Genomic DNA, 21,180 nt, shown 5'->3' with positions numbered 1-21,180 from the left:
ATTCGGCTTGAATGGCTCAATGATGTTGAAGCCGTTATGCGTCGGGCTCGTGCTCGCGCTGACGCACATGGATTCAAATGCCGCGGGGATCGTCCCAGACGGCGCCACAGCGACAGGCGTCTCGACATCAGCGAACGGTCATCAGACCGTGTCCATCGCGCCGGCGATAGGCGGCGTGTCGAACAACACGTACCACTCGTTCAACGTGTCATCAGCGGGCGCGGACCTGAACAACGCGGGCATCAACGCCCGTACCATCGTCAATCAGGTAACCAGCACGAATCCCTCGCTGATCCAGGGGGCGGTCAACGTGCTGGGACAGCGCGCCAACGTGATCCTGGCGAACCCCAACGGCATCACGGTCGACGGCGGGTCGTTCGTGAATGCTGGCCACGTGGTGCTCTCCACCGGTCAGGTCAGCTTCAACGACATCACACTTGCGCCGGGACAGATCCAGCGCAACGTCGTGCTGACAACGAACGGTGGTGCGATCATGATCGGTGCAGGTGGACTCTCGGGCACGCTCATCAACCTTGACCTCGTCTCGAAGCAACTCGCTATCAATGGTCCGGTCACGAACGACTATTCCAGTTCGACCGGCGGCGTCCGAACGATTACCGGCAGCAGCACGACAACTTGGGACACCGGGCTTTCGCCGTCCGACAACGGCCACGACTGGCTTGTCGAGTTGAATTCGCCTGGTGTGCAGGGGGCGGCCTATGCGGTCGATATCACGCAGGCTGGCGGCCTCACCGCGGGCCGCGTGCAGCTCATCGTCACGGATCAGGGCGCGGGCGTGCGCAGTGCCGGAACGCTTAACGCGACGGCGGGCGATGTGGCGGTACTGGCCAACGGCGACATCACGGTCGCCGGCGGCTCAATCCTTGCGGCCAATGACGTGGCGCTGACGACTTCCGGCGCGGCGTCAGTGCAGGGCGCGAACATCGCAGCGAACCACGACATCGGCATCAGCGCGGGCAGTATCGCGATCTCGGACAGCGTCTCGGGTTCCTCGATGGTCACCGCAGGCAATGCTGTCACGCTGACTGCCGCAGGGGAGATTACCAACACCGGCAGCCTGGTTCAGGCGGGTCTCGTAAAGTCCGACGGCACGCTCACGGGCGGCGACCTGACGTTGAACGCAGGCGGCGGCATCACGAACCGCTCGGATGCCGCAAATCTCGGCATCCTGTTTTCAGCGAATGGCCAGGCACTCCTTAACGCGCAAGGCGATATCACCAACGACAACGCACGCCTTCTCGCCAACGGCAACGTGATACTCGCTGCACAGGGCGACGTGAGCAACATGATCGACCATGCCGGCGGCGTCAACGGTGGCACCCCAGTGGCGTACGCCGATGCGGCGGGCCGCTTCCTGTTCTTCCGCCATACGTCGAGCGGTTTCAACGTCGACTACGGTACGGTCACCGAGCCTGAGCAACTTTCAACGATTGCGTCGAGTGGCGGCAACGTGCTGATCTCCGGGCGCAACGTCACTAATTCGGGAGGCGTCATTCAGTCGAACGATGGCGATGTGAGCGTCATCGCACAGGACGCCTTCACCAACGCGGCGGTGTTTTCCGGGCAGGCCAGCTACTCGCAGAGTTGCTTCATCTTCTGCCATGGCAGTGCGTCGAGCAACGTGACGCCATGGGGCGGCACCATCCAGGCGGGCGGCGACGTCGCAATCAAGGCGGGCTCCAGCGCGGCGAACCTTGGCGGGAATGTCTACGCGCACGGCGACCTCACGGTCGACGCGCCGCTCACCTACGCGACGGGCGTGACAGGCTATTCGTCGATCAACCAGGATCGCGGCTTCAAGGCGTTCTTCGGCTCGACGTGGGCGCAATTGATCGCGATGGACATCGGCGGCGGCTTCACCGCGGATGGACTCGTGAGACTTACCGGCGACGCGATCATCAACGGCGGCTATATCTCGGGCGGGCACGGCGTCAACGGCCGGCTCACGACGCTGCGCGCGCCCTCGAGAACGCCAGTGCAGATCGGTCAGCACCTGGGCCTGGTAACGTGGTTGTGGTTCTGACGATGCAGATGAAGAAGACCTGGCGGCACGCCGCACTTCCCGCGGCGCTTGCCGTCGCAACGAACGTTTGCGCGCAGACGCCCCCGCCGATCGCGCCGCGCCCTGTGCAGGATCCGGCGCAGCAACTGATCGACCAGCAGCGCGAGAATGCGCGTCAGAGACAACTGGCCGAGCCGCCGGCACAGATCAGCGTTGCGCCGTCTGGCAACGATATCTCGCTGAATATCCCATTGGACACCCCGGTCGACCAGATTCCCGAACCCGGCCCGACATTCCCGGTCAGGCAGATCGTATTGACCGGACCGGACGGCCGGCAAGTCGCACAGACCACGGTAGCGCGGTCGACCCTCGATGCGATCACGGCGGCGTTTGCCGGTCACGAGATCGGCTCGCACCGTCTGAACGTGTTGCTGCGGCGTCTCACCAACGCGTATGTATCCGCGGGATACGTGACGACCCGGGCGGTACTCGGGCCTCAGAACATCGGCTCGGGAACGCTGACGGTCGTGATCCAGACGGGCGTGATCGAAGCCTTCACCGTCAATGGCCAGCCTATCCGCCGTTTGGCGACGAACCAAACCTCCGCCGGCGGTGGATGGCTGACCGACGCGGGCTACCAGAACGCATTCCCGACGAGCCCAGGCGATCCTCTGCGGCTCGCCGACATCGACCAGGGCGTCGCGCAGATCAACCGGCTGCGCCGCAACCAGGCGAGCGTGCAGGTGCTGCCAGGACAGGCCGTTGGCGAATCGGTGATCGCGATCAACAACACGCCTGGCGACCGCACGTACTACACGCTCGGCGTGGACAACTACGGTGCTGCATCGACGGGTGTGACGCGCTACCGCGCGGGCGTCGAGGCCGATAACCTGATCGGCCTGCAGGAGTCGCTGAGCCTGAACTATATCGACAGTATCGAGAGCAATGCGCTCGTCGGTTCGTTCGCGATTCCGTGGGGCCGCAATACGTTCAGCTACACGCTGTCGGATTCCGAATACCAGCAGCTCGTCGGCACCACGGCGCTCGAATATGGACGCACGCTCAGTCACATCTTTGGCTGGAACTATCAGCTTGGACGTACCGCATCCGACCTCACCGCGCTCGACGCAACGCTCTCGTGGCGGCGCACCGATCGCGAGATTAACAACAACGATCTCGATCCGCAGCGCGTGGCCGTGCTGCGCGTGGGAGGCAACTGGCTGCATCGCTTCGTGCTGAACGATGCGCAGGGCAACGTCACGGTCGACGCGGGTCTCTCGCAAGGCCTGCCGTGGTTCGGCGCGAATCATGATGGAGCGGATGCGCCGCGCACCGACGCGCATGCGCAGTTCACGAAGTTCGACGCGACGGCGATCTGGACCGTGCCGCTGCCGAAGCTGGGGCGCGCCGCGTTGGCGTATCGAGGCGCGCTCGGAGGGCAGTACACCAACGTAGCGCTCTATGGCACCGACCAGCTGTACTTGGGCGGCATGGACACGATCAGGGGATTCCGGTCGGGTGACATTGCGGGCGACCGGGGCGTCTATTCGCGCAACGAACTGGCGTGGGTGAACGTGCCGGTCTGGCATGACGGCCGCATTGAACCCTACGTATTCCTCGACGCGGGCAAAGCCGATCTCATTGCGGTGCCAGGATTCTCGACGTTAGCAGGCGCCGGGGTGGGCCTGCGTGCGCAATGGCAGTGGCACCGTCAGCAATTCTCGGCCGAGGGGCTGATCGGACGGCAGCTTTGCCGGCCCGCGGCCATTGGCCCGAAGTCGACGCTCGCGCTCGGCACGATCAACTGGTCTTTCTAACGATTTTTCGAAAAAGGCGTACCCGATGTTCCGACTCGACAGCATGATCCGCACCGTTTGTGTGACCGCATTTACTTCGGTCTCACTGAGCACCTTCGCACCGTCGTTTGCGCACGCCGCCGATGCAGCATCGAGCCTGCCCGTCGGCAGCGTGGCCGTCGTCAATGGCGTGGCCGTGCCGAAGAGCGGACTCGACGATGCCGTGCGGATAGTCACGGCCAGGACTGGGCAAGCCGATACGCCGCAGTTGCGCCAGATGCTCAAAAGCGGGCTGATTACGCGTGAGGTGCTGTGGCAGAACGCGGAAAAGGCGCACTACGATCAGAAGCCGGAAGTGCTGCAGGCACCTGCCGCTGCGAAGGTCGGTACCGCAATCCAGTTGTATCTGAAAGACAGCATTCATCCTGAGCCGGTGACGGACGCGCAGGTGAAGGCGCGTTATGACCAAATCGCCGCTTCGCTCGGCAAGGACGAGTTCAAGCCTCGCATCATCACGGTCGGCGATGAAGTGACCGCGAAAAAGGTTCTCGACAAGATGAAGTCCGGCCAGCCGTTCGAGACGCTGGCAAAGGATTACAGCGTGGCGCCGACCAAGGCGAACGGTGGCGAAATGCCATGGCTGAGTTTTCCGGTGCCGGTGACCGAGGGCCGGACGCAGGGGTTGCCACTGGCGCTCGCGCAGACGATCTCGAAGTTGCCCGTGGGCGGAACGACGGCTCAGCCGGTTCAGGTCGGCAACGTGTGGTTGATCGTGAAGCTGGACGCAAAGCGTCCAACGCAGGTGCCGGCATTCGACCAGACGAAGGATGCGATGCGCAAACAGCTGGAAACGCTCGCTATTGAAAAGGCTGCGGCGCAGTTTACGGGAAACCAGATAAAGGGCGCGTCGATCCAGCAATAAGGTCTCGGCGCCGATAGCTCAGCGAACCGAGGACGACAGCGCGTTCACTGAGCGCGCGTCGGCATTCTTCCCACCCCAACCTCCAATATCGGCAAACCGTTCACCCGAGGAATAGCCACACCCGCCGTTTTCGCGCGATGATCCAACCGCAACCCGATCGCGCGACCACCCGCTATTCACCATCCATGGACAACGGTTTTCTCCTCTTCCCGGTCGCGGCCTTACACGTCGAGGCGACCGATAAGCCGCTCTGGTTCCGGCGCGCGCCCGACTCGCACGCGGCGATCATTTCCGAGTTCGGCGACGTCACCGACATGCTGGTGCGGCTTCCCGAATGCTGGTGCGTGGTCCCCGGTGCGCAACTCGAAGGTCTGCACGACGACGAGGACATCACGCGCGCCGATCCGCGTTTCAATGGCGAATTGCCGGGCCACAGCTTCGCGGTGATTCGCCATACGGACCGGCGTGTGAACGTCGCGCTGCTAGTGATCAACGCGGCCGAAGCGGTGTTGCTGCCAAGACGCCTGCTAGGCACGCGTGCCCACTTCGAAGCGTGCGTACCCGGCCTCGAACACTCCAGCGGCTCACCAATCCGGCAACCCGTTTAAACGCTGCCGCGCGCCGCGCTCGCATCCGGATGCGTCGTATGCGTCGCATGCACCGCGTGTGCCGTATGCGTATCCATCTCAGGGTCAACCCCGCTATTCATCGCAATCGAAAAATGCGTCGCATCGTGCTGTAAGCGCATTCTTCGTTTCGTAAGGAAGACGTAAAAAAACTCCCGATCGTTTGCCGATTTGGGAGCTGTTTCCCGGTTTCTGTACGGTTAATTTTTCGCAAGGCCACAACGAATGTTCTTGCGGAGAAGAGATGTCAAGAAAATGGAAATGGGCGCTGCTGATGGCGGGCAGTGCCGCGATATCGGCCCAGGTGCTTGCAGTCGAAAAAGCCGAGGACCTGACGATCGCGAAGATGCCGCCGTTCAGCCCGCACCACCTGTATGTGGTGGACGTGAACTTCAGTTCGATGACGGATGCGCGTACCTACGTGCTCGACGCGAACCGCGAAGGAATCCTCGGGCAGATCAACGCGGGCTTCGCGCCGGGACTTGCGATCAGCCCCGATCACAAAACGAGCTACGTCGCGACCAGCTACTTCGCGCGCGGCTCGCACGGCACGCGGACCGATGTCGTCGAGATGACCGACAACACGACGCTGCAAATCACCGGCGAAATCGTGATTCCGGCCAAGCACGCGCAAAGCGTGCCGTCGCCGTACAACACGTCGCTCTCTAAAGACGGCAAGTGGCTGTACGTGTCGAACATCACGCCCGCGACCTCGGTCACCGTCGTCGATACGGCCACCCATAAAGTGGCCGGCGAAATCGATACCGACGGCTGCGTGCTCGCCTATCCGTCCGGTAACGATCGCTTCACGGCCCTGTGCGAAAGCGGCAAGGCGTTGACGGTCGTGCTCGGCGCGAACGGCAAGGAGAAAAGCCGCAAGCTCTCCGAACCATTCATCGACGTCGCGAAAGATCCGGCCTTCGTCAACGCGTCGCGCAGCGGCAATACCTACTGGTTCACGACCTTCAACGGCAACGTGCGCAGCGCCGATTTCAGCGGCGCGGCTCCGGTGTTCGGCGCGTCGTGGCCGCTGGTGACGGCCGACGAGGCGAAGGCCGGCTGGCGTCCCGGCGGTCTGCAGCAGACCGCGTTGCATGTGCCGACCCAGCGTTTGTACGTCGCGATGCACGAGGGTGGTCCGGACACTCACAAGGACCCCGCCAGCGAGGTGTGGGTATTCGATCTGAAGACCCACAAGCGCATCGCGCGCTGGAAACTCGCGGACCAGAAGATCGATCCGCTGCTGTCGATCCAGGTCAGCGAAGACGCGCATCCGCTCTTTTACGGCATCACGACGACCTCGGACGTGATCGTCGCCGACGCGGCGACGGGCAAGCTTCAGCGCGTGCACAAGCAGATCGGCTCGACCGCGTCGCTGCTGATGAATCCGTGACGGAGCCCAAACGATGAATCCAACTTTCGCCATCGATCCGGTCGTCTCGACCGCCGCGCTCGCGATCACATCGATCGTCACGCTGACGCTCGCGCTGCCGAAGCTCGCGCGCCAGGCCGAACTGCGCGAAGCGGTCGCCGGCTTCGCGCTGCTGCCGCAGGTGCTGGTCGCACCGGTCGCTTTCATGCTGCCGCTCGCCGAAATCGGCGCGGTGCTCGCGGCCCTCGTGCCGGCCACCCGCGTGTTCGGCGCCACCGCGCTCGCCGCGCTGTTCGTGTTGTTCGCACTCGCGCTCGGAATCAACGTGGCGCGCGGACGTACCGATATCGACTGCGGCTGCAACGGCTTTCGCCAGTCCGGCACTCACGTATCGCACTCGATCGGCTGGGCGCATGTCGCGCGCTCCCTGCTGCTCGCCGCACTCGCGGTCCTCGTGTGCGTGCCGCAAAGCACTCGCGCGGTCGTCTGGTTCGACTATCTGAGCGTGCTCGGCGCGACGCTCGTCGCCGTGGCTGCCTTCTTTACCGTGGACGTGCTGCTCGTCAACCGTCCGAAGCTGAATCACCTGAGGAACTCGTAATGGAAAACGCACTGTTGGTCTCGAATGTCTTGCTGTGGATCGGTCTGCTCGCGCTCGGCGCAATCGCACTCGCGCTGGTGCGTCAGATCGGCATTCTGTACGAACGCATGATGCCGGTCGGCGCGCTGATGATCGATAAAGGTCCGGCCGTCGGCACGGTCGGTCCGTCGTTCGAACTGGGCGCGCTCGACGGCCGCCAGGTGAAGGTCGGCGGCATCTCGCCGAAAGGCCGCAGCACGCTGGTGTTTTTCCTGTCGCCGAGCTGCCCGGTGTGCAAGAAGCTGCTGCCGCTGCTGCCATCGATCCAGGCGCGCGAAACCGCGACCGACATCGTGCTCGCCAGCGACGGCGACACCACCGAACACGCGGCCTTCTACAAGAAGCTCGGCCTCGGCCAGTTCCCGTACGTGCTGTCGCAAGAACTCGGGATGGCCTATCAGATCGGCAAGCTTCCGTACGCACTCCTGCTCGATGAAACCGGCAAGGTCCGCGCAAAGGGTCTGGTGAATTCGCGCGAACACCTGGAAAGCCTGTTCGAGGCGAAGGAGCGCGGCGTTGCTTCGCTGCAGGAGTTCGTCCACGCGGAGAACCACAACCACGCCGCGCACGCATCGCACGCGGAGCAGCACGCCTGAGCACGTCAATACGAATCAGAACGACAGGACGACAAGCATGAAATGGTTCGACTCATTCTTCGAGCTGAAGGCGCGCAACGTCGCGCAGCGCAGCTCGCGGCGCGGCGCGATGGCCACGCTCGGCCGCGCGCTGGTCGGCTCGGCGCTGGTGCCGCTGCTGCCGGTGGACCGCACGTTCGCGGCGAACAACGCGGCGCCCGCGAGTGCGCCGGGTGCGGCGAGCGCGCCGGGCGCCGGCAAAAGCGACGACCCGTATAGCTGCGATTACTGGCGCTACTGCGCGATCGACGGCTGGTTGTGCAGTTGCTGCGGCGGCACGTCGAGCAGTTGCCCGCCGGGCACCTCGCCGTCGCCGATCACGTGGATCGGCACCTGCCGCAATCCGCACGACGGCACCGATTACATCGTGTCGTACAACGACTGCTGCGGCAAAACTTCGTGTGGCCGCTGCTTCTGCAACCGCAACGAACGCGAAAAGCCGCTGTACAAGCTCTCGCTGAATAACGACATCAACTGGTGCATGGCGAGCGGCAACGCGAACTATCACTGCTCGGTATCCGTCCTGCTTGGAGTGGCGCAGCAATGACCTCGACAGTTTTTAGCCGCCGCTTCGCGAAGTTGGCGACGACGTTGTGCGCGACGCTGGCGGCGCTCGGCGCGGCCGACGCGTTCGCACAGAACGTCCAGCACGCAGCGGGCAAAGCGTTCTTCGACAGCAAATGCGCGGTCTGCCACCAGGCCGGCGGCAAGGGCCAGGACGGTCTCGCGCCGGCGCTCACCGAGCTGCCCGGCCGCTACGCGGCGACCCCGCAAGGTCGCACGCAACTTGGCCTGACCGTGCTCAACGGGATGTTCGGCACGATCACGATCAAGGACAAGACCTACAACTTCAAGATGCCGAGCTTCAAGACCGAGTCCGACGAGGACCTCGCGAGCGTGCTCAATTACGTGGTGTTCGACACGAATCCGAAGCATGCGGGCGCGAAGCCGTTCACCGCGGCGGAGGTAAAGGCGATGCGCGCGACGCAGATGGACGGCGCGCAGGTGCGCGAGCATCGCGACGCCGCGTTGAAGAGCATCGGGCTATGACGACCGGACGTGCGCGCGCGCTACTCGCGCTGTTGTTGTGCGCGCCGTTCGCCGCGTACGTCGACGTGTATGCGGCCGGGCCCGGCAACGGGCCCGAAGCCGCGGCACCGACCGCCACACAAACCACGTCGCGCGGCTACGACGCGGCCAGCGCGCGCGAGGCGTGGACGCTCAATTGCATGGGCTGCCACACCGGCGACGCGCACGGCATTCCCGGCAAGGTGCCGCCGCTGACGGGCGCGATGGGCCATTTCGTGCGCGTGGCCGAGGGCCGCGAGTTCGTGATGCGGGTGCCGGGCGCATCGAATTCCGCGCTCAGCGATGCCGAGCTGGCGAATGTTTTGAACTGGCTGATCGACACGAAGAATGCCGACACCCGGCCCGCGGATTTCAAGCCTTATACCGCGCAGGAAGTGGCCGCGAAGCGGCGCCCCGCGCTCACCGATGTCGCGAAACATCGCGCGGCATTGATCGACATGCTGCACAAGAACGGCGATACGGCGGTCGCGCAGCAGTACTAAAGCTCGACCTCGCTTCAGACAAATCAGGAGTAGACATGAATCTCGACACCTTGCTTGCGAACCTCCCGACCCGCATGATCGTCGGCGGCGAGGCCACCGCCGCGCGCAGCGGCAAGACCTTCGCGGTCTACGACCCGGCCAGCGGCCGCGAGATCGCCCAGGTCCCCGACGGCGACGCCGAGGACGTCGCCGCCGCGGTGGCGGCCGCGAAAAGCGCGTTCGCATCGAACGAATGGCGTCGGATGCCGCCGGCCGCGTGCGAACGCCTGCTGCTGAAACTGGCCGATCTGGTCGAGCAGCACGGCGACGAACTCGCCGCGCTGGAGACCCTGAACCAGGGCAAGCTGCTCGGCTTTTCGCGCATGCTCGAAGTGGGCGGCAGCGCGCAATGGCTGCGCTATATGGCCGGCTGGGCGACCAAGATCGAAGGCAGCACGGTCGACCTGTCGCTGAGTTTTCCGCCGGGCGTGCAGTACCGCGCGTCGACGCAGCGCGTGCCGGCCGGCGTGGTCGCGGCGATCGTGCCGTGGAATTTCCCGCTTCTGATGGCGGTGTGGAAGATCGCGCCGGCGCTCGCGTGCGGCTGCACGGTGGTGCTCAAGCCCGCCGAGGAAACCCCGCTCACCGCGATCCGGCTCGCGGAACTCGCGCTCGAAGCCGGTTTTCCGCCCGGCGTGCTGAACGTCGTCACCGGTCGCGGCGAGACCGCGGGCGCGGCATTGGTTCGTCATCCTGACGTCGACAAGGTCACCTTCACCGGTTCGACCGAAGTGGGGCGCCTGATCGGCGCCCAGTGTGGCCGCGATATCCGCCGCGTGTCGCTGGAACTGGGCGGCAAGAGCCCGGTGATCGTGCTCGACGACTGCGATCCGCGCAAGGCGATCGAGGGCGCGGCCAACGCGATCTTCTTCAATCACGGCCAGGTGTGCACGGCCGGCTCGCGCCTGTACGTGCCGCGTGCAATGTACGCGCAGATCGTCGACGGCGTCGCGCAGGTCGCCAACAGCCTCGTGCTCGGTTCCGGCTTCGACGAAAAGACCCAGATGGGGCCGCTGGTGTCCGCGCGCCATCGCGACAAGGTGGTCGGGATGATCGCCGAGGGCCGCGCGCAGGGCGGCGAGGTGATCGCCGGCGGCGGCGCGCGTGACGGCGACGGCTACTTCGTGCGTCCGACCGTGGTCGCCAACGAAGCGCGCAAGCCGTTGTCGCTCGTCAACGAGGAAGTGTTCGGCCCGGTGCTGGTCGCGATGCCGTACGACGACCTGGAGGAAGCGATCAGCGCAGCCAATTCGAGCGAGTACGGCCTCGGCGCCAGCGTGTGGACCAACCAGCTCGACAAGGCGCTGCGCGTGGTCGACCGGATGGAAGCCGGCACGGTGTGGGTCAACTCGCACAACATGGTCGATCCGGCGTTGCCGTTCGGCGGCTTCAAGTCGTCGGGCGTCGGGCGCGAGCATGGCCGCGCGATCATCGATTCGTATACCGAAACGAAATCGGTCTGCTTCGCGTATTGATCGGCGACAGAAGCAAAAAGCCGGGACATGTCCCGGCGTTTTGCGTTAACGCTGTCAAGTTGCGGCGCCTATTGAGGCCGATTGTCCGACGGCATCGCGTCGAATAGCTCGCGATAGTGCTGCGTAAAGTGGCCCGAGTGAAAAAAGCCCCAGTGTTGCGCCGCGTCGCGCACGGTCAGTTCGGCGGCCGACGTGGTGCGCAGCAACTGGCGCACATGGTTCAGACGAATCGCGCGCATGTACTCGACCGGCGATTTACCGGTCACCAGACGAAAGCTCGTCTGCACCGTGCGCCGGCTGAGCCGCAGCGCTTCGCACAACTCCAGTACGGTCACCGCTTCGAGCGGCCGCGCGACGATCATCTCGTGCGCGCGGGCGACCACCGTGCTATGCGACATCCACGTGATATCCGCCTTTTCGTCGGCAAAGCCGTTTTCGACCAGCGAATCGAGCATGTCGAGGATCCGCGCCGACACCTGGCGTTGCCCGAGTTCGGGCTGCGCGAACGCGTTCAGCGCGAGCGCTTCGCCGGTGATGTCGCGCCACAACGCGGTGAACTGCTCACGCGCCGCTTGCGCGAGCGGCAGCACCGGACTCTTGCCGGCGATCAACCGTTCGAGACGCTGCGCCAACCGCGGGTGTTCGTCGAGAAGCGGCAGCCTCACGCCGACGCCGAGCAGCGCGGTTTCACTCGGAAAATGCAGCACGAAATCGCGATTCGCGCGCGCGCAGATCATCGATTCCGCGGTGACGGAGCGGTCCGCGAACGTCACCGGCGCGTTGCCGTCGAGCACGACGCCGAACACCAGCATGTCGCTCGGCGTGCTGCCGCGTTGCACGACCCGCACGTTTGCGGACTCGTGGAACACGTGGACGCCATGCGTGCCGATCTGCTGGAGCCGGCTGTGAAAGGGCCCGCAATCGAGCTGGAAATACTGCTGCTCCCAGCCGGACAGCAGCGCCGCGTGTTCGCCGGCGTCGGTAAAGGTGTGGTTCTCGAGCTGCATGCTGATTGCGGATAACTCGCGGGGACGGAACGATGGACGGCGGGCCAGTGGCTCTTTCGCCGACCGTTTGGTCGGTTAATGAGATTGCGAGGATGCAGGGACGGCAGCGTCTTCGCAAGCCCGGGATGGCCCTGGCTTGCCGGCGCCCTTGCGTTTGGCGCTCGCGATATTCGCGGCCGCATAGTCTTCGGAGAAGGCCCGTTTCGCGAAGCAGGGCGCCGAGGCGGCGAGCAGCGCGTCGACGGTGGCGAACTGTTTGTCGAAGACCCACGGCCGGCGCGCGAGCGTGCGGTCGTTGAGCCAGTACGAACTCCAGTCGCGGGTCGTCGCGATGATTTCGCGCGCGAATTCCGGCCCGTATTCGAGCCCGCCTTCAATCACGACATCGATATACGACTGCACCAGCGGATGATTCGCGTCCGGCACCGGCAGACCTTCGCCGGGCGCGTTGCCGTCGGCTTTCGGCACGTAGACCCATACGGTGCCCGCGGCCGGCAGTTGTTGCCACGACACGGCCTCGATCAGCGCGCGCGGCACCTCGATGCGCACGTAGCCCTTTTCGCGTGCGTCGAACGCGGACATGTCGTTGCCGGCGACCGGATAGATCACACCATTGATTGTCATCGGCGCTTCGCCGTCGAACGGGCGTCGCAGGCCGAGCGCGGTAAAGCCGCTACGCGCGCGGTCGCTCCAGCTGCGCACATAGCCGAATGCCGCCGACACCCGCACCGGAATCGCCGCCACCGGCTTGCCGGCGGTGGCCTCGCGCGACGGCGAATTGATCAGAGAGCCGTAGCCGAAGATGAACTGGGTAGGCGGGTCGGGAAGACGGCTGCCCCAGAAGTCGGCAGGTTGCGCATGCGCGGTCGCGCCGACGAACGCGGTGACCACCAGTAACGCTCGAAACAGCTTCGCAATTTGCGACATCGTCGGGTCTCCGGCCAGTGCGGTATCGCAGATGATCGTCGCAGTCGGGGCGGCGAGCAACCCGCAGCCAAGGCCGCGCTGAGCGCTTCCGCTGCTCGCCGCCGGCAATCTCGCCGGCGCGTCGCCCGGCCCGCGGCGAACAGAATGAATGACCGGCGCGCGTTCAGGCCATCACGTTGCCGGGGTGTTACCTATGCCGCCGAGGAAAAGATCGACCAGGTGACCCACGCGCGATCTTGCCGTGCCGCCCTGTTCGAGCGCGAGTGAAATCGCGGTGACGATACACACGAGATCGTCGAGGCTGACGTCCTTGCGAACAGTCCCCGCCTTCTGGGCACGCTGAAGCAGCCTGCGTCCTTCTTCAAGCCCGGCGTGACAACCGGGCGTGTCGCTCTGAAGTACCGTCCCCAGCAACGCGGCCAGCCCACGATAGTGGCTCGCGTGAGTCACGAGCTCCTTGACGAAGACGCGTATCGAAGCGTCCGGTTCGAGTCTGTCGTCTCGTGCACGGCTCGCCCTGGCGAGTGACAGGAGGCGTTCATCGCTCGTCGCGGCAAGGAGCGCGTCACGCGTCGGGAAGCGACGGTAGAGCGTACCAATGCCGACCCCCGCACGCCTGGCTATATCGTCGAGCGAAACATCGGCGCCGCGTTCGATAAACATCTGTTCCGCCGCTTCCAGAATTCGTTCCCGGTTTCGGATTGCATCGGCACGCAGCGGTGTTTCGTCGGTTGCGGAAGGCTTGTTCTTCATCTTCGTTTCGATTCGTCTTGATAAGCGGATGATGCCTCCATATAATAAATGGAGCAACACTCCACTTAATCGAGGATCCTATGGCAAAGCGATTTGAGAACAAGATTGTGGCTATTACCGGCGGTAGTGAAGGAATCGGACTGGCGACCGCCAGACTCTTCGCCGCCGAAGGCGCGCGGGTCTATATCACCGGCCGCAGGCAGGAGCGGCTCGACGAGGCGGTAGAAGAAATCGGCAACGGTGCGGTCGGCGTACGGGGAGACGCCGCGAACCTTGCCGATCTCGATCGACTCTATGAGCGCATCCAGCGCGACCACGGCAGGCTCGATATTGTTTTTGCCAACGCCGGCCTCTCCGAGAGCGAGCCGCGACCGCTGGGAACGATCGACGCGGACAGCTTCGACCGCCTGTTCGGCCTGAATGTGCGCGGCCTGCTTTTTACCGTGCAAAAAGCTCTGCCGCTGCTATCCGCAGGTAGCGTAGTCATCCTTAACGGTTCCGTTGCCGGCAGCAAAGGCTTTCCCGGCCAGTCGCTTTACAACGCTAGCAAAGCGGCGGTGCGCTCGTTCGCACGAAGCTGGACGAGCGACCTGAAAGCGCAAGGCATTCGCGTCAACGTAGTCTCGCCGAGTGGCACCGAGACCCGCCCGATGCGCAGCTACCTCGACGCGCGACCGGGAGTCGAGGATTTTCTGAAGCAGATCGTGCCGCTGGGGCGCCTGGGGCAACCCGATGAGATCGCCCGCGCCGTACTCTTCCTCGCTTCTGAAGAGAGCAGCTATGTCGCGGGCGTCGAGTTGCTGGTGGACGGTGGCTCACTCGCGGTGTGAAATTTCGATGCCGCTGTTGCCGGCGGCACGATCAACCTGCTTTGCGCTGTCTAGTGAGTACGCGCGTTGTACCACTCGACAGCGTCTTCACCCGCGGGAATGCTGAATGGGCTCGATGAATCGGTGGCGGCCAGCCAGACTGCTTCGGCGACATCGGCGGCGTGCGTGACGGAGCTCTCTTGCTGCCAACGCGCGAAGACCTGTTGCACGAGTGCGTCGTACGGTTCGGGAAAGCCGTTTTGCATGCGCGACTGCGCGTTCTCGCCGAAGCGGGTGGACGGCGCGCGTCCCGGCAGCACGACGCGCACGCGCACGTTGAACTGCTCCAGTTCGAGCGCGAGCGATTCGCTGAATGCGTTGATCGCGGACTTGCTCGCGGTATAGACCGACAGTAAATGCAACGGCCTGCACGTGACCGTCGACGTGACATTGATGATCGTCCCCGCGCGGCGCTCGCGTAATTGCGGCAACACAGCCTGCGTCATTGCAATGGTGCCGAGCGTATTGGTTTCGAAGATCTTGCGCACCGTGTCCATCGGTGTACCTTCGAGGGCGTTCAGAAAGCCGATGCCCGCGTTGTTGACGAGCACGTCGATCGGACCGGCCGCGTCGATGGCCGCACGAATGCTTTGCGGGTCTTTCACATCGAGCGCGACGATCGAAAGACGATCTGAACTGGGCAATACGTCGGCGCGCGGCGTGCGCATCGTGGCGATCACGCGCCAGTCACGCTCCAGAAAATAGCGCGCGATTTCAAGGCCAAACCCGGACGAGCAACCGGTGATCAATACAGATTTCATGTCGACTCCTATGGTCGGTGACGATCCAGAGACGATACTTCGTGACCGGCCGGATTAGCTACAATCGACCGTCCACGTTTCATTCGAGATCGTCCGATCATGACCGACCCTCTAGCCGAAGTCGTCACGTTGCTCCAGCCGATGCCCACGTTCTCGAAAGTGGTCAGTGGCGCCGGCCGCTGGTGCGCGAGCCGCGCCGAAGCCGGGCAGCCGTTCTATTGCGTGGTGCTGGAAGGATCGCTTCGTCTGTCCGTGAACGGCGGCGAGCCGCATATCCTCCAGGCCGACGATTTTGTGCTCGTGCCGCGCGTTTTCAACTTCGCGATGTCGAGCGTCGATCCGCCCGACGACGACGAGTTTCCCAATCTCGCGCCCACGGCGCTGCCCGACGGCAGTTTTCGTTTCGGCGATGCGTCGGTCGCGCCGGAAGCGCAATGGCTCGCGGGCCTCTGCGCATTCGGTTCGGCGGATGCGGCGTTGCTCGTTTCGCTTCTGCCCGAACTCGTGCTGGTGCGCGGCGATAGCAGACTGGCGACGCTCGTCAAACTGTTGCGCGACGAATTGCGCGCGCAGCGGCCGGCGCGCGAGGTCGTGCTCGCGCGCCTGCTCGAAGTGCTGTTCATCGAAGCGTTGCGATCGACGCAAACAGGTGCGTCGCCCGGGCTCGTCCGCGGTCTCGCCGACGCCCGTCTCGCGCTCGCGATCCGGTACATGCACGAAAGCCCGGAAAAACCGTGGACGGTTGCGCAACTCGCGAAGGCCGCCGCGCTTTCGCGTTCGTCTTTTTTCGAGCGCTTCAGTCGCGCCGTGGGCATCGCGCCGATGGAATATCTGCTGTCGTGGCGCATGGCCATCGCCAAAAGCCTGCTGCGCCGGAATGAAGTCGGCGTCGCGACGATTGCGGCCCGCGTGGGCTATCGCTCGGCGAGTGCCTTCAGCGTCGCGTTCACCCGCCATGTCGGCGTGGCGCCGACGCGGTATGCACAGGATGCAGCGGACGCCGTCGCCGGCTAGCGAGCGTCTTGAATACCCCCGGGCGAGAAAAAGTGGCGATGCACGTTTTGTCCGGTCGAACGTGATCTCTGTCCATTGAGGGGGGCGCGGCTCACGCTCTAAATTGGTGTCACCAAAGAGGAGACACCGCGATGAGCCATCAGATCACCCTCCGTTTCGAGGACGGAGTAACCCGCTTTATCGACTGCGAGGAGGGCGAGCGCGTCACCGATGCCGCCATTCGCGCCAGAATCAATATCCCGCTCGACTGCCGCGACGGTGTGTGCGGTACCTGCAAAGCGGTCTGCGAGTCCGGCGAGTACATGCTGGGCGATTGCGTCGACGATGCGCTGAGCCCGGAAGAAGCGAGCGAGCGCAAGGTGCTCACCTGCCAGATGAGCCCGCGCTCCGATTGCGTGATCCAGCTCGCGACGAATTCCGATGTCTCCGGCACCGGCCCGTCCTCCCACCACGGCCGTATCGCCGCCTGCCAGCGCCTGTCGGACAGCACGATCGCGTTCTCGGTCGAACTCGAGAAGCGCGCGGAACTCAGCTTCCTCGCCGGGCAGTATGTGAACATCCGCGTGCCCGGCACCGATCAGACCCGCTCGTATTCGTTCAGCTCGGGGCCGTCCGGGTCGCGCCTGTCGTTCCTCGTGCGCAATGTGCGCCAGGGGGCGATGTCGAGCTGGCTGTGCGATAGCGCGAAGGTAGGAGACCTGATCGAATTTCGCGGCCCGCTGGGAAGCTTCTACCTGCGCCCGATCGAGCGGCCGGTGCTGTTTCTCGCGGGCGGCACGGGCCTCGCGCCGTTCCTGTCGATGCTGGAGAAGATCGTCGAGGACGGCGGCAGTCCTTATCCGATCCACCTGATTCTCGGCGTGAATACCGACGAGGATCTGGTCGGGATCGATCGCCTCGAAAGCCATGCGCAACGTCTGCCGAACTTCACCTATGCGTGCACGGTCGCGAGTCCCGATAGCGCGTATCCGAACAAGGGCTATGTGACCCAGCACATCAGCGCCGCGCAGCTCAACGACGGCGACGCGGATGTCTACCTGTGCGGTCCGCCGCCGATGGTGGATGCGGTGCGCGGTTTTCTGTCGTCCGAAGGGCTGACGCCGCGTAACTTCTACTACGAGAAGTTCGCCGGCACCGGCCTCGTGGTTCAGACCGGCGAAGAGCACCTCGCACCGGTCGACGTCGATGAAGCATTCGACCTGCGTATGGCGCTCGAACTGGGGGCCGCTCAGCTGACGATGGGCCGGCTGTCGAGCGAGCAATTGATCCGCTTCCGCCAGCTCGCCGAGGCGACCGCGCAGTTCGTGGCGGGACGGCGCTTTACCGATGTGCCGCGCTATATCGAAGCGAATCACGCGTTCCACCTGTTCACGATCGAAGCGTCGGGCAACGCGCAGCTGATCGCGCTGTACCGGCAACTGGCGGTGCAGGACTATATCGTTCGCGCGCTGACCGACCAGATCGAGATTGTCGGCGATCTGGTTCAGCAGCACCGCGACATCGTCGCCGCGTTCGAGCTGGGCGACCTGAACGCGGCCCGCGACGTGATTGCGCTGCACGCGCGTCATTCCAAGGCAACGATGAGCCGGGCGCTGGAGCGGATGGCGCTGGGCAAGGCGGCCCCCGCGGCTGCGGTGCTGGCAGCCGCTCCAGCTACCGCGCCTGTGCCAGTGCCAGCGCCAGCGCCAGCGCCAGCGCCAGCGCCGTCCGCGCCGATTGTCGTGCCGCAAAGCATGTCCCAAAGCATGTCCCAAAGCGCGCCGCAGATTTGCCCGTTCATGGCGAACACGCTGCCGGACTATTCGCACGAACTGAACTGGCCCGCGGGCATGGAACCGTTCAAGGTGGTCGACGACGGCTCGCAAGCCGATCCGTACGAGCATTACCGCTGGATGCGCGAGCATGCGCCGGTGCTGCGCTGCCAGTCGGCGACCTCGGACGTGTGGTTCCTGTCGCGCTACGACGATGTCTATCAGGCGATTCGCAATCCGAAGCTGTTTTCGTCCGAGGTGGTCAGCCCGCCGCCGCTGACGTTCCTCACGCTGTTCGACGCGCCCGACCATTCGCGCTTGCGCAAAGTCGTGCAGCCGTCGTTCCTGCCGCTCGCGCTCGATCCTTTTAACGAGCAGATCGCGCAACGCGCGGAAGAACTGCTCGACGCGATGATCGCCAAAGGCGGCGGCGACGTCGTCAATGACTTCGCGATCCCGCTCAGCATCTCGACCATCTCGACGATGATCGACGTGCCGAACGAGGACGAGGAGAAGATGAAGTTCTGGTCGGACGAGACCTTCAGCTATTTCGGCCGGCTCGCCCGCAATGCGCCGGGCACCGGCACCGACGAACAGAGCGCGCACGCATTCTTCGCGTACCTGAAGGAGGCGATGGAGCGGCTCGCGGTCAACGGCAGCCAGTCGATCGGCGGGCATATCGCGCGGATGTGGAAGGACGGCCTGCTGTCGGAGAAGGAAGCGAAGGAGTTGTGCGCGTTCGTCTTTATCGCCGGACACGACACGACGACGATCCTCGTCGCCAACGCATTCCGGATGTTCGCCGAACAGCCGCAACTGCTGGGACGGATTCGCCGGAATCCCGCCGACGCGGACCGTTTCGTCGAGGAAGTCGCGCGTTATCGGGGCACCGTGCAGCGCGTGAGCCGCATCACCACCGAGGCGACGACGGTGTCGGGCGTCGACCTGCCGAAGGGCGCGGTGGTGCGTTTGCTGCTGTCGGCCGCGAACCGCGATAGCCGCAAGTTCGCCGACGGCGAAACGTTCGACATCGACCGCGATTCGAGCGGCCACCTGGGTTTCGGCAACGGCATGCACAAATGTCTCGGTGCGCCGCTCGCCAAGCTGGAGACGCTGATCGCGACAAAGGCGCTGGCCCGCAAGATCGGCGAGATCGCGCTCGATCCGGCGCGGCCGATCCAGTACGTACGCGGCAACAACCTGACCAATTCCGGACCGGAGCACCTGTTCGTGAAGCTCGGCGGCTTGCCGGCCTGAAGCGGCTGATGGACGATGGACGACGGACGACGGCAAGCGGGCGTGGTTTAGCCCGCTTGCCCGTGGTCCGGCGGCAACGAGCGGTCGTGCGCGGCGGCGCGGTATTCGGTCGGCCGCAGTCCCGTTTGTTTGCGGAAAAAGCGGCCGAAATACGCTTCGTCCTGAAAGCCCAGTTCGCTGGCGATCTGCTTCACGCTGTACGTCGAATAGCCGAGCAGCCGCTTCGCTTCATGGATCGAGCGTGCATCGATCGCCTCGATCGCCGAGACCCCGAACGCGGCGCGGCAGATGCGCGATAGCTGGCCGGTGCTCACGCCCATTGCGTCGGCGTAGCTGGCGACCGGGCGCCGCTCGCGGCAATGGCGGTCGAGTAGCGCGCGGAATCGTTCGATGCGCGCGGCCATCGTGCGCTGCTCGGAGCCCGCGGACAGCCGCGCGCTTTCGCTGAGGCGACCGATCTTGACGAACAGCGCGATCGCCAGCGCCGCGCCCGCGGTGAACTGCCAGCGCTCGTGACTCTCGGCCTCGTGACCGATCGATTGAAACAGCGTGTCCAGCGAGGTGCCGCGCTCGAGGTCGGGATCGATCGACAGCACCGTCGGCGTGCGAATGAATTCCAGCAGTTCGGGCGCGGCCGTCATGGCCAGCGATTCCAGCGCGGATTGCGCGGCGGTGATCACGTGTCCGTCGATATCGCTGCGGAAGCGAAAGCCATGCACTGAATGCGCGGGCACGACGATCAGGCAAGGCGCGTCGACCGCCCAGTTCTTGCCGTCGATAAAAGTCTCGCCGCCGCCGGCGGTGATGTAGAGCACCTGAATCAGCGCATCGTGGACGTGCGGCTTGATGTCGAAGTCGAAACGGCCGGCCCGCATCGGAATGCGTTCGTAATGCACCATGTCGACCCAGGGCTGTTCCGCTTCCGCGCCATAGAGCGCGAAATGCAGAACGGTCCGGCGGCGCTGCGGTTCAGGGGCCATGATGCACGTTATGTCCTGCTCAATAGGGGTTCTGTGCATTGTTCCATACGCGCCGGACGTGTTCAATGGCGATCCGGACGCCTGTCGGCAGCGTGCTTTCGCTCGCCGTCGCGCGGTACTAGGCTAGAAGCCGGAGCGACGACGACCGGCCGATGCGCGAACCACAGCCGCACTGGCATCGGCCCGCCGTCGCCGTGTGTTACCGGCGTTTCGCCGCAATGCAGCGAGGTCCACCATGCAACTGTCCGCCGTCAAGGTCGTCAAGCCCGAAGCGACCAACTTCATTCTCGGGCAAAGCCACTTCATCAAATCCGTCGAGGATATTCACGAGGCGCTGGTCGGCGCGGTGCCCGGCATCAAGTTCGGGCTCGCGTTTTGCGAAGCATCCGGCAAGCGTCTCGTGCGGCGCTCCGGCACCGACGAGAGCCTCGTCGGAATGGCCTGCGAGAACGCGACCAGCGTCGGCGCGGGACATAGCTTTTTCGTGTTTCTCGGCGACGGCTTTTTCCCGGTCAACGTGCTGAACACGATCAAGGCTGTGCCCGAGGTGTGCCGCATCTTCTGCGCGACCGCGAATCCGGTCGAAGTGCTGATCGCCGAAACGGATCAGGGCCGGGGCATTGTCGGCGTGGTCGATGGGTTTGCGCCTGTCGGTGTGGAAACCGCGGAAGACGTTCAGTGGCGCAAGGATCTTCTGCGCACGATCGGGTACAAACTGTAGCGACCGCGCTCTCGCTCACTTCAGGCGCTTCGTCACGCCGG

Annotated in this window: 20 protein-coding genes; 15 read left to right on the top strand and 5 right to left on the bottom strand. The window is 64.4% G+C overall.

Translation table 11 applies throughout. From position 1 onward, the window contains the following. Positions 1 to 22: 22 nt before the first annotated feature. The 11 genes from BTH42_RS14235 to styD all read left to right on the top strand — a co-directional run bounded on the left by BTH42_RS14235 (position 23) and on the right by styD (position 11,099). Positions 23 to 2,044, top strand: coding sequence for a filamentous hemagglutinin N-terminal domain-containing protein (locus BTH42_RS14235; RefSeq protein ID WP_075300571.1), 2,022 nt, complete (start codon positions 23 to 25; stop codon positions 2,042 to 2,044). Positions 2,045 to 2,052: 8 nt separating this feature from the next. Next, positions 2,053 to 3,840 (top strand): ShlB/FhaC/HecB family hemolysin secretion/activation protein, encoded by a 1,788-nt coding sequence (locus BTH42_RS14230; protein ID WP_075300573.1) that lies wholly within the window; start codon positions 2,053 to 2,055, stop codon positions 3,838 to 3,840. Between the two features lie 25 nt (positions 3,841 to 3,865). Next, the gene (locus BTH42_RS14225) at positions 3,866 to 4,741 is read left to right on the top strand and encodes a peptidyl-prolyl cis-trans isomerase (RefSeq protein ID WP_256702023.1); all 876 of its coding nucleotides are present in this window, start codon (positions 3,866 to 3,868) and stop codon (positions 4,739 to 4,741) included. Between the two features lie 137 nt (positions 4,742 to 4,878). Beyond that, a complete protein-coding gene (locus BTH42_RS14220; RefSeq protein WP_256702022.1) occupies positions 4,879 to 5,349 on the top strand; it encodes a hypothetical protein in 471 nt (156 codons plus the stop codon). A 292-nt stretch (positions 5,350 to 5,641) separates the two neighbouring features. Next, on the top strand, positions 5,642 to 6,760 hold the full coding sequence (locus BTH42_RS14215) for an amine dehydrogenase large subunit (RefSeq protein WP_372237264.1): 1,119 nt from the start codon (positions 5,642 to 5,644) through the stop codon (positions 6,758 to 6,760). A 13-nt stretch (positions 6,761 to 6,773) separates the two neighbouring features. Then, positions 6,774 to 7,340, top strand: a complete 567-nt coding sequence (locus BTH42_RS14210) for a MauE/DoxX family redox-associated membrane protein (RefSeq protein WP_075300347.1) — start codon at positions 6,774 to 6,776, stop codon at positions 7,338 to 7,340. Further along, positions 7,340 to 7,975, top strand: a complete 636-nt coding sequence (gene mauD / locus BTH42_RS14205; RefSeq protein WP_075300345.1) for a methylamine dehydrogenase accessory protein MauD — start codon at positions 7,340 to 7,342, stop codon at positions 7,973 to 7,975. The genes BTH42_RS14210 and mauD overlap by 1 nt, the downstream gene beginning before the upstream one ends. A 37-nt stretch (positions 7,976 to 8,012) precedes the next feature. Continuing rightward, positions 8,013 to 8,561, top strand: a complete 549-nt coding sequence (locus BTH42_RS14200) for a methylamine dehydrogenase light chain (RefSeq protein ID WP_075300343.1) — start codon at positions 8,013 to 8,015, stop codon at positions 8,559 to 8,561. Further along, a complete protein-coding gene (locus BTH42_RS14195) occupies positions 8,558 to 9,064 on the top strand; it encodes a cytochrome c (protein ID WP_075300341.1) in 507 nt (168 codons plus the stop codon). Before BTH42_RS14200 ends, BTH42_RS14195 begins: the two co-directional genes overlap by 4 nt. Then, positions 9,061 to 9,585: a cytochrome c gene (locus BTH42_RS14190; RefSeq protein WP_256702020.1), complete on the top strand. Its 525-nt coding sequence runs from the start codon at positions 9,061 to 9,063 to the stop codon at positions 9,583 to 9,585. Before BTH42_RS14195 ends, BTH42_RS14190 begins: the two co-directional genes overlap by 4 nt. Positions 9,586 to 9,620: 35 nt before the next feature. Further along, on the top strand, positions 9,621 to 11,099 hold the full coding sequence (gene styD, locus BTH42_RS14185; protein WP_075300339.1) for a phenylacetaldehyde dehydrogenase StyD: 1,479 nt from the start codon (positions 9,621 to 9,623) through the stop codon (positions 11,097 to 11,099). Between the two features lie 68 nt (positions 11,100 to 11,167). On the opposite strand, the gene BTH42_RS14180 is transcribed toward styD, so the two are convergent. The 3 genes from BTH42_RS14180 to BTH42_RS14170 form a co-directional block, all read right to left on the bottom strand. Beyond that, positions 11,168 to 12,106 (bottom strand): helix-turn-helix domain-containing protein, encoded by a 939-nt coding sequence (locus tag BTH42_RS14180; protein WP_075300337.1) that lies wholly within the window; start codon positions 12,104 to 12,106, stop codon positions 11,168 to 11,170. 75 nt (positions 12,107 to 12,181) lie between these two features. Then, positions 12,182 to 13,033, bottom strand: a complete 852-nt coding sequence (locus tag BTH42_RS14175; RefSeq protein WP_256702019.1) for a gamma-glutamylcyclotransferase family protein — start codon at positions 13,031 to 13,033, stop codon at positions 12,182 to 12,184. A gap of 171 nt (positions 13,034 to 13,204) precedes the next feature. Next, positions 13,205 to 13,786 (bottom strand): TetR/AcrR family transcriptional regulator, encoded by a 582-nt coding sequence (locus BTH42_RS14170; protein WP_075300335.1) that lies wholly within the window; start codon positions 13,784 to 13,786, stop codon positions 13,205 to 13,207. 80 nt (positions 13,787 to 13,866) lie between these two features. On the opposite strand from BTH42_RS14170, the gene BTH42_RS14165 reads away from it, so the two are divergent. Next, a complete protein-coding gene (locus BTH42_RS14165; RefSeq protein ID WP_075300333.1) occupies positions 13,867 to 14,616 on the top strand; it encodes an SDR family NAD(P)-dependent oxidoreductase in 750 nt (249 codons plus the stop codon). A gap of 50 nt (positions 14,617 to 14,666) precedes the next feature. On the opposite strand, the gene BTH42_RS14160 is transcribed toward BTH42_RS14165, so the two are convergent. Then, a complete protein-coding gene (locus BTH42_RS14160) occupies positions 14,667 to 15,416 on the bottom strand; it encodes an SDR family oxidoreductase (RefSeq protein WP_075300331.1) in 750 nt (249 codons plus the stop codon). Between the two features lie 99 nt (positions 15,417 to 15,515). On the opposite strand from BTH42_RS14160, the gene BTH42_RS14155 reads away from it, so the two are divergent. Together BTH42_RS14155 and benC are read left to right on the top strand one after the other, a co-directional pair. Further along, positions 15,516 to 16,430, top strand: coding sequence for an AraC family transcriptional regulator (locus tag BTH42_RS14155; RefSeq protein ID WP_075300328.1), 915 nt, complete (start codon positions 15,516 to 15,518; stop codon positions 16,428 to 16,430). Between the two features lie 131 nt (positions 16,431 to 16,561). Next, complete coding sequence (gene benC, locus BTH42_RS14150) at positions 16,562 to 19,438, top strand: benzoate 1,2-dioxygenase electron transfer component BenC (RefSeq protein ID WP_075300326.1); 2,877 nt, start codon at positions 16,562 to 16,564, stop codon at positions 19,436 to 19,438. 47 nt (positions 19,439 to 19,485) lie between these two features. Here the strand turns inward: benC and BTH42_RS14145 are convergent, their stop codons facing one another. Continuing rightward, complete coding sequence (locus BTH42_RS14145; protein WP_075300324.1) at positions 19,486 to 20,418, bottom strand: helix-turn-helix domain-containing protein; 933 nt, start codon at positions 20,416 to 20,418, stop codon at positions 19,486 to 19,488. Positions 20,419 to 20,653: 235 nt separating this feature from the next. Here BTH42_RS14145 and BTH42_RS14140 point away from each other — a divergent pair, with 235 nt between their 5' ends. Beyond that, entirely contained in the window at positions 20,654 to 21,139 is a 486-nt protein-coding gene (locus BTH42_RS14140) for an adenosine-specific kinase (protein ID WP_075300322.1), read from the top strand. Positions 21,140 to 21,180: the final 41 nt, after the last annotated feature.

This window comes from Burkholderia sp. SRS-W-2-2016 (assembly GCF_001931485.1).
In the GTDB taxonomy this organism is placed as follows: domain Bacteria; phylum Pseudomonadota; class Gammaproteobacteria; order Burkholderiales; family Burkholderiaceae; genus Paraburkholderia.
The sequence above is the reverse complement of the archived record's forward strand: the minus strand, read 5'-3'. Positions and strand labels throughout refer to the sequence as shown.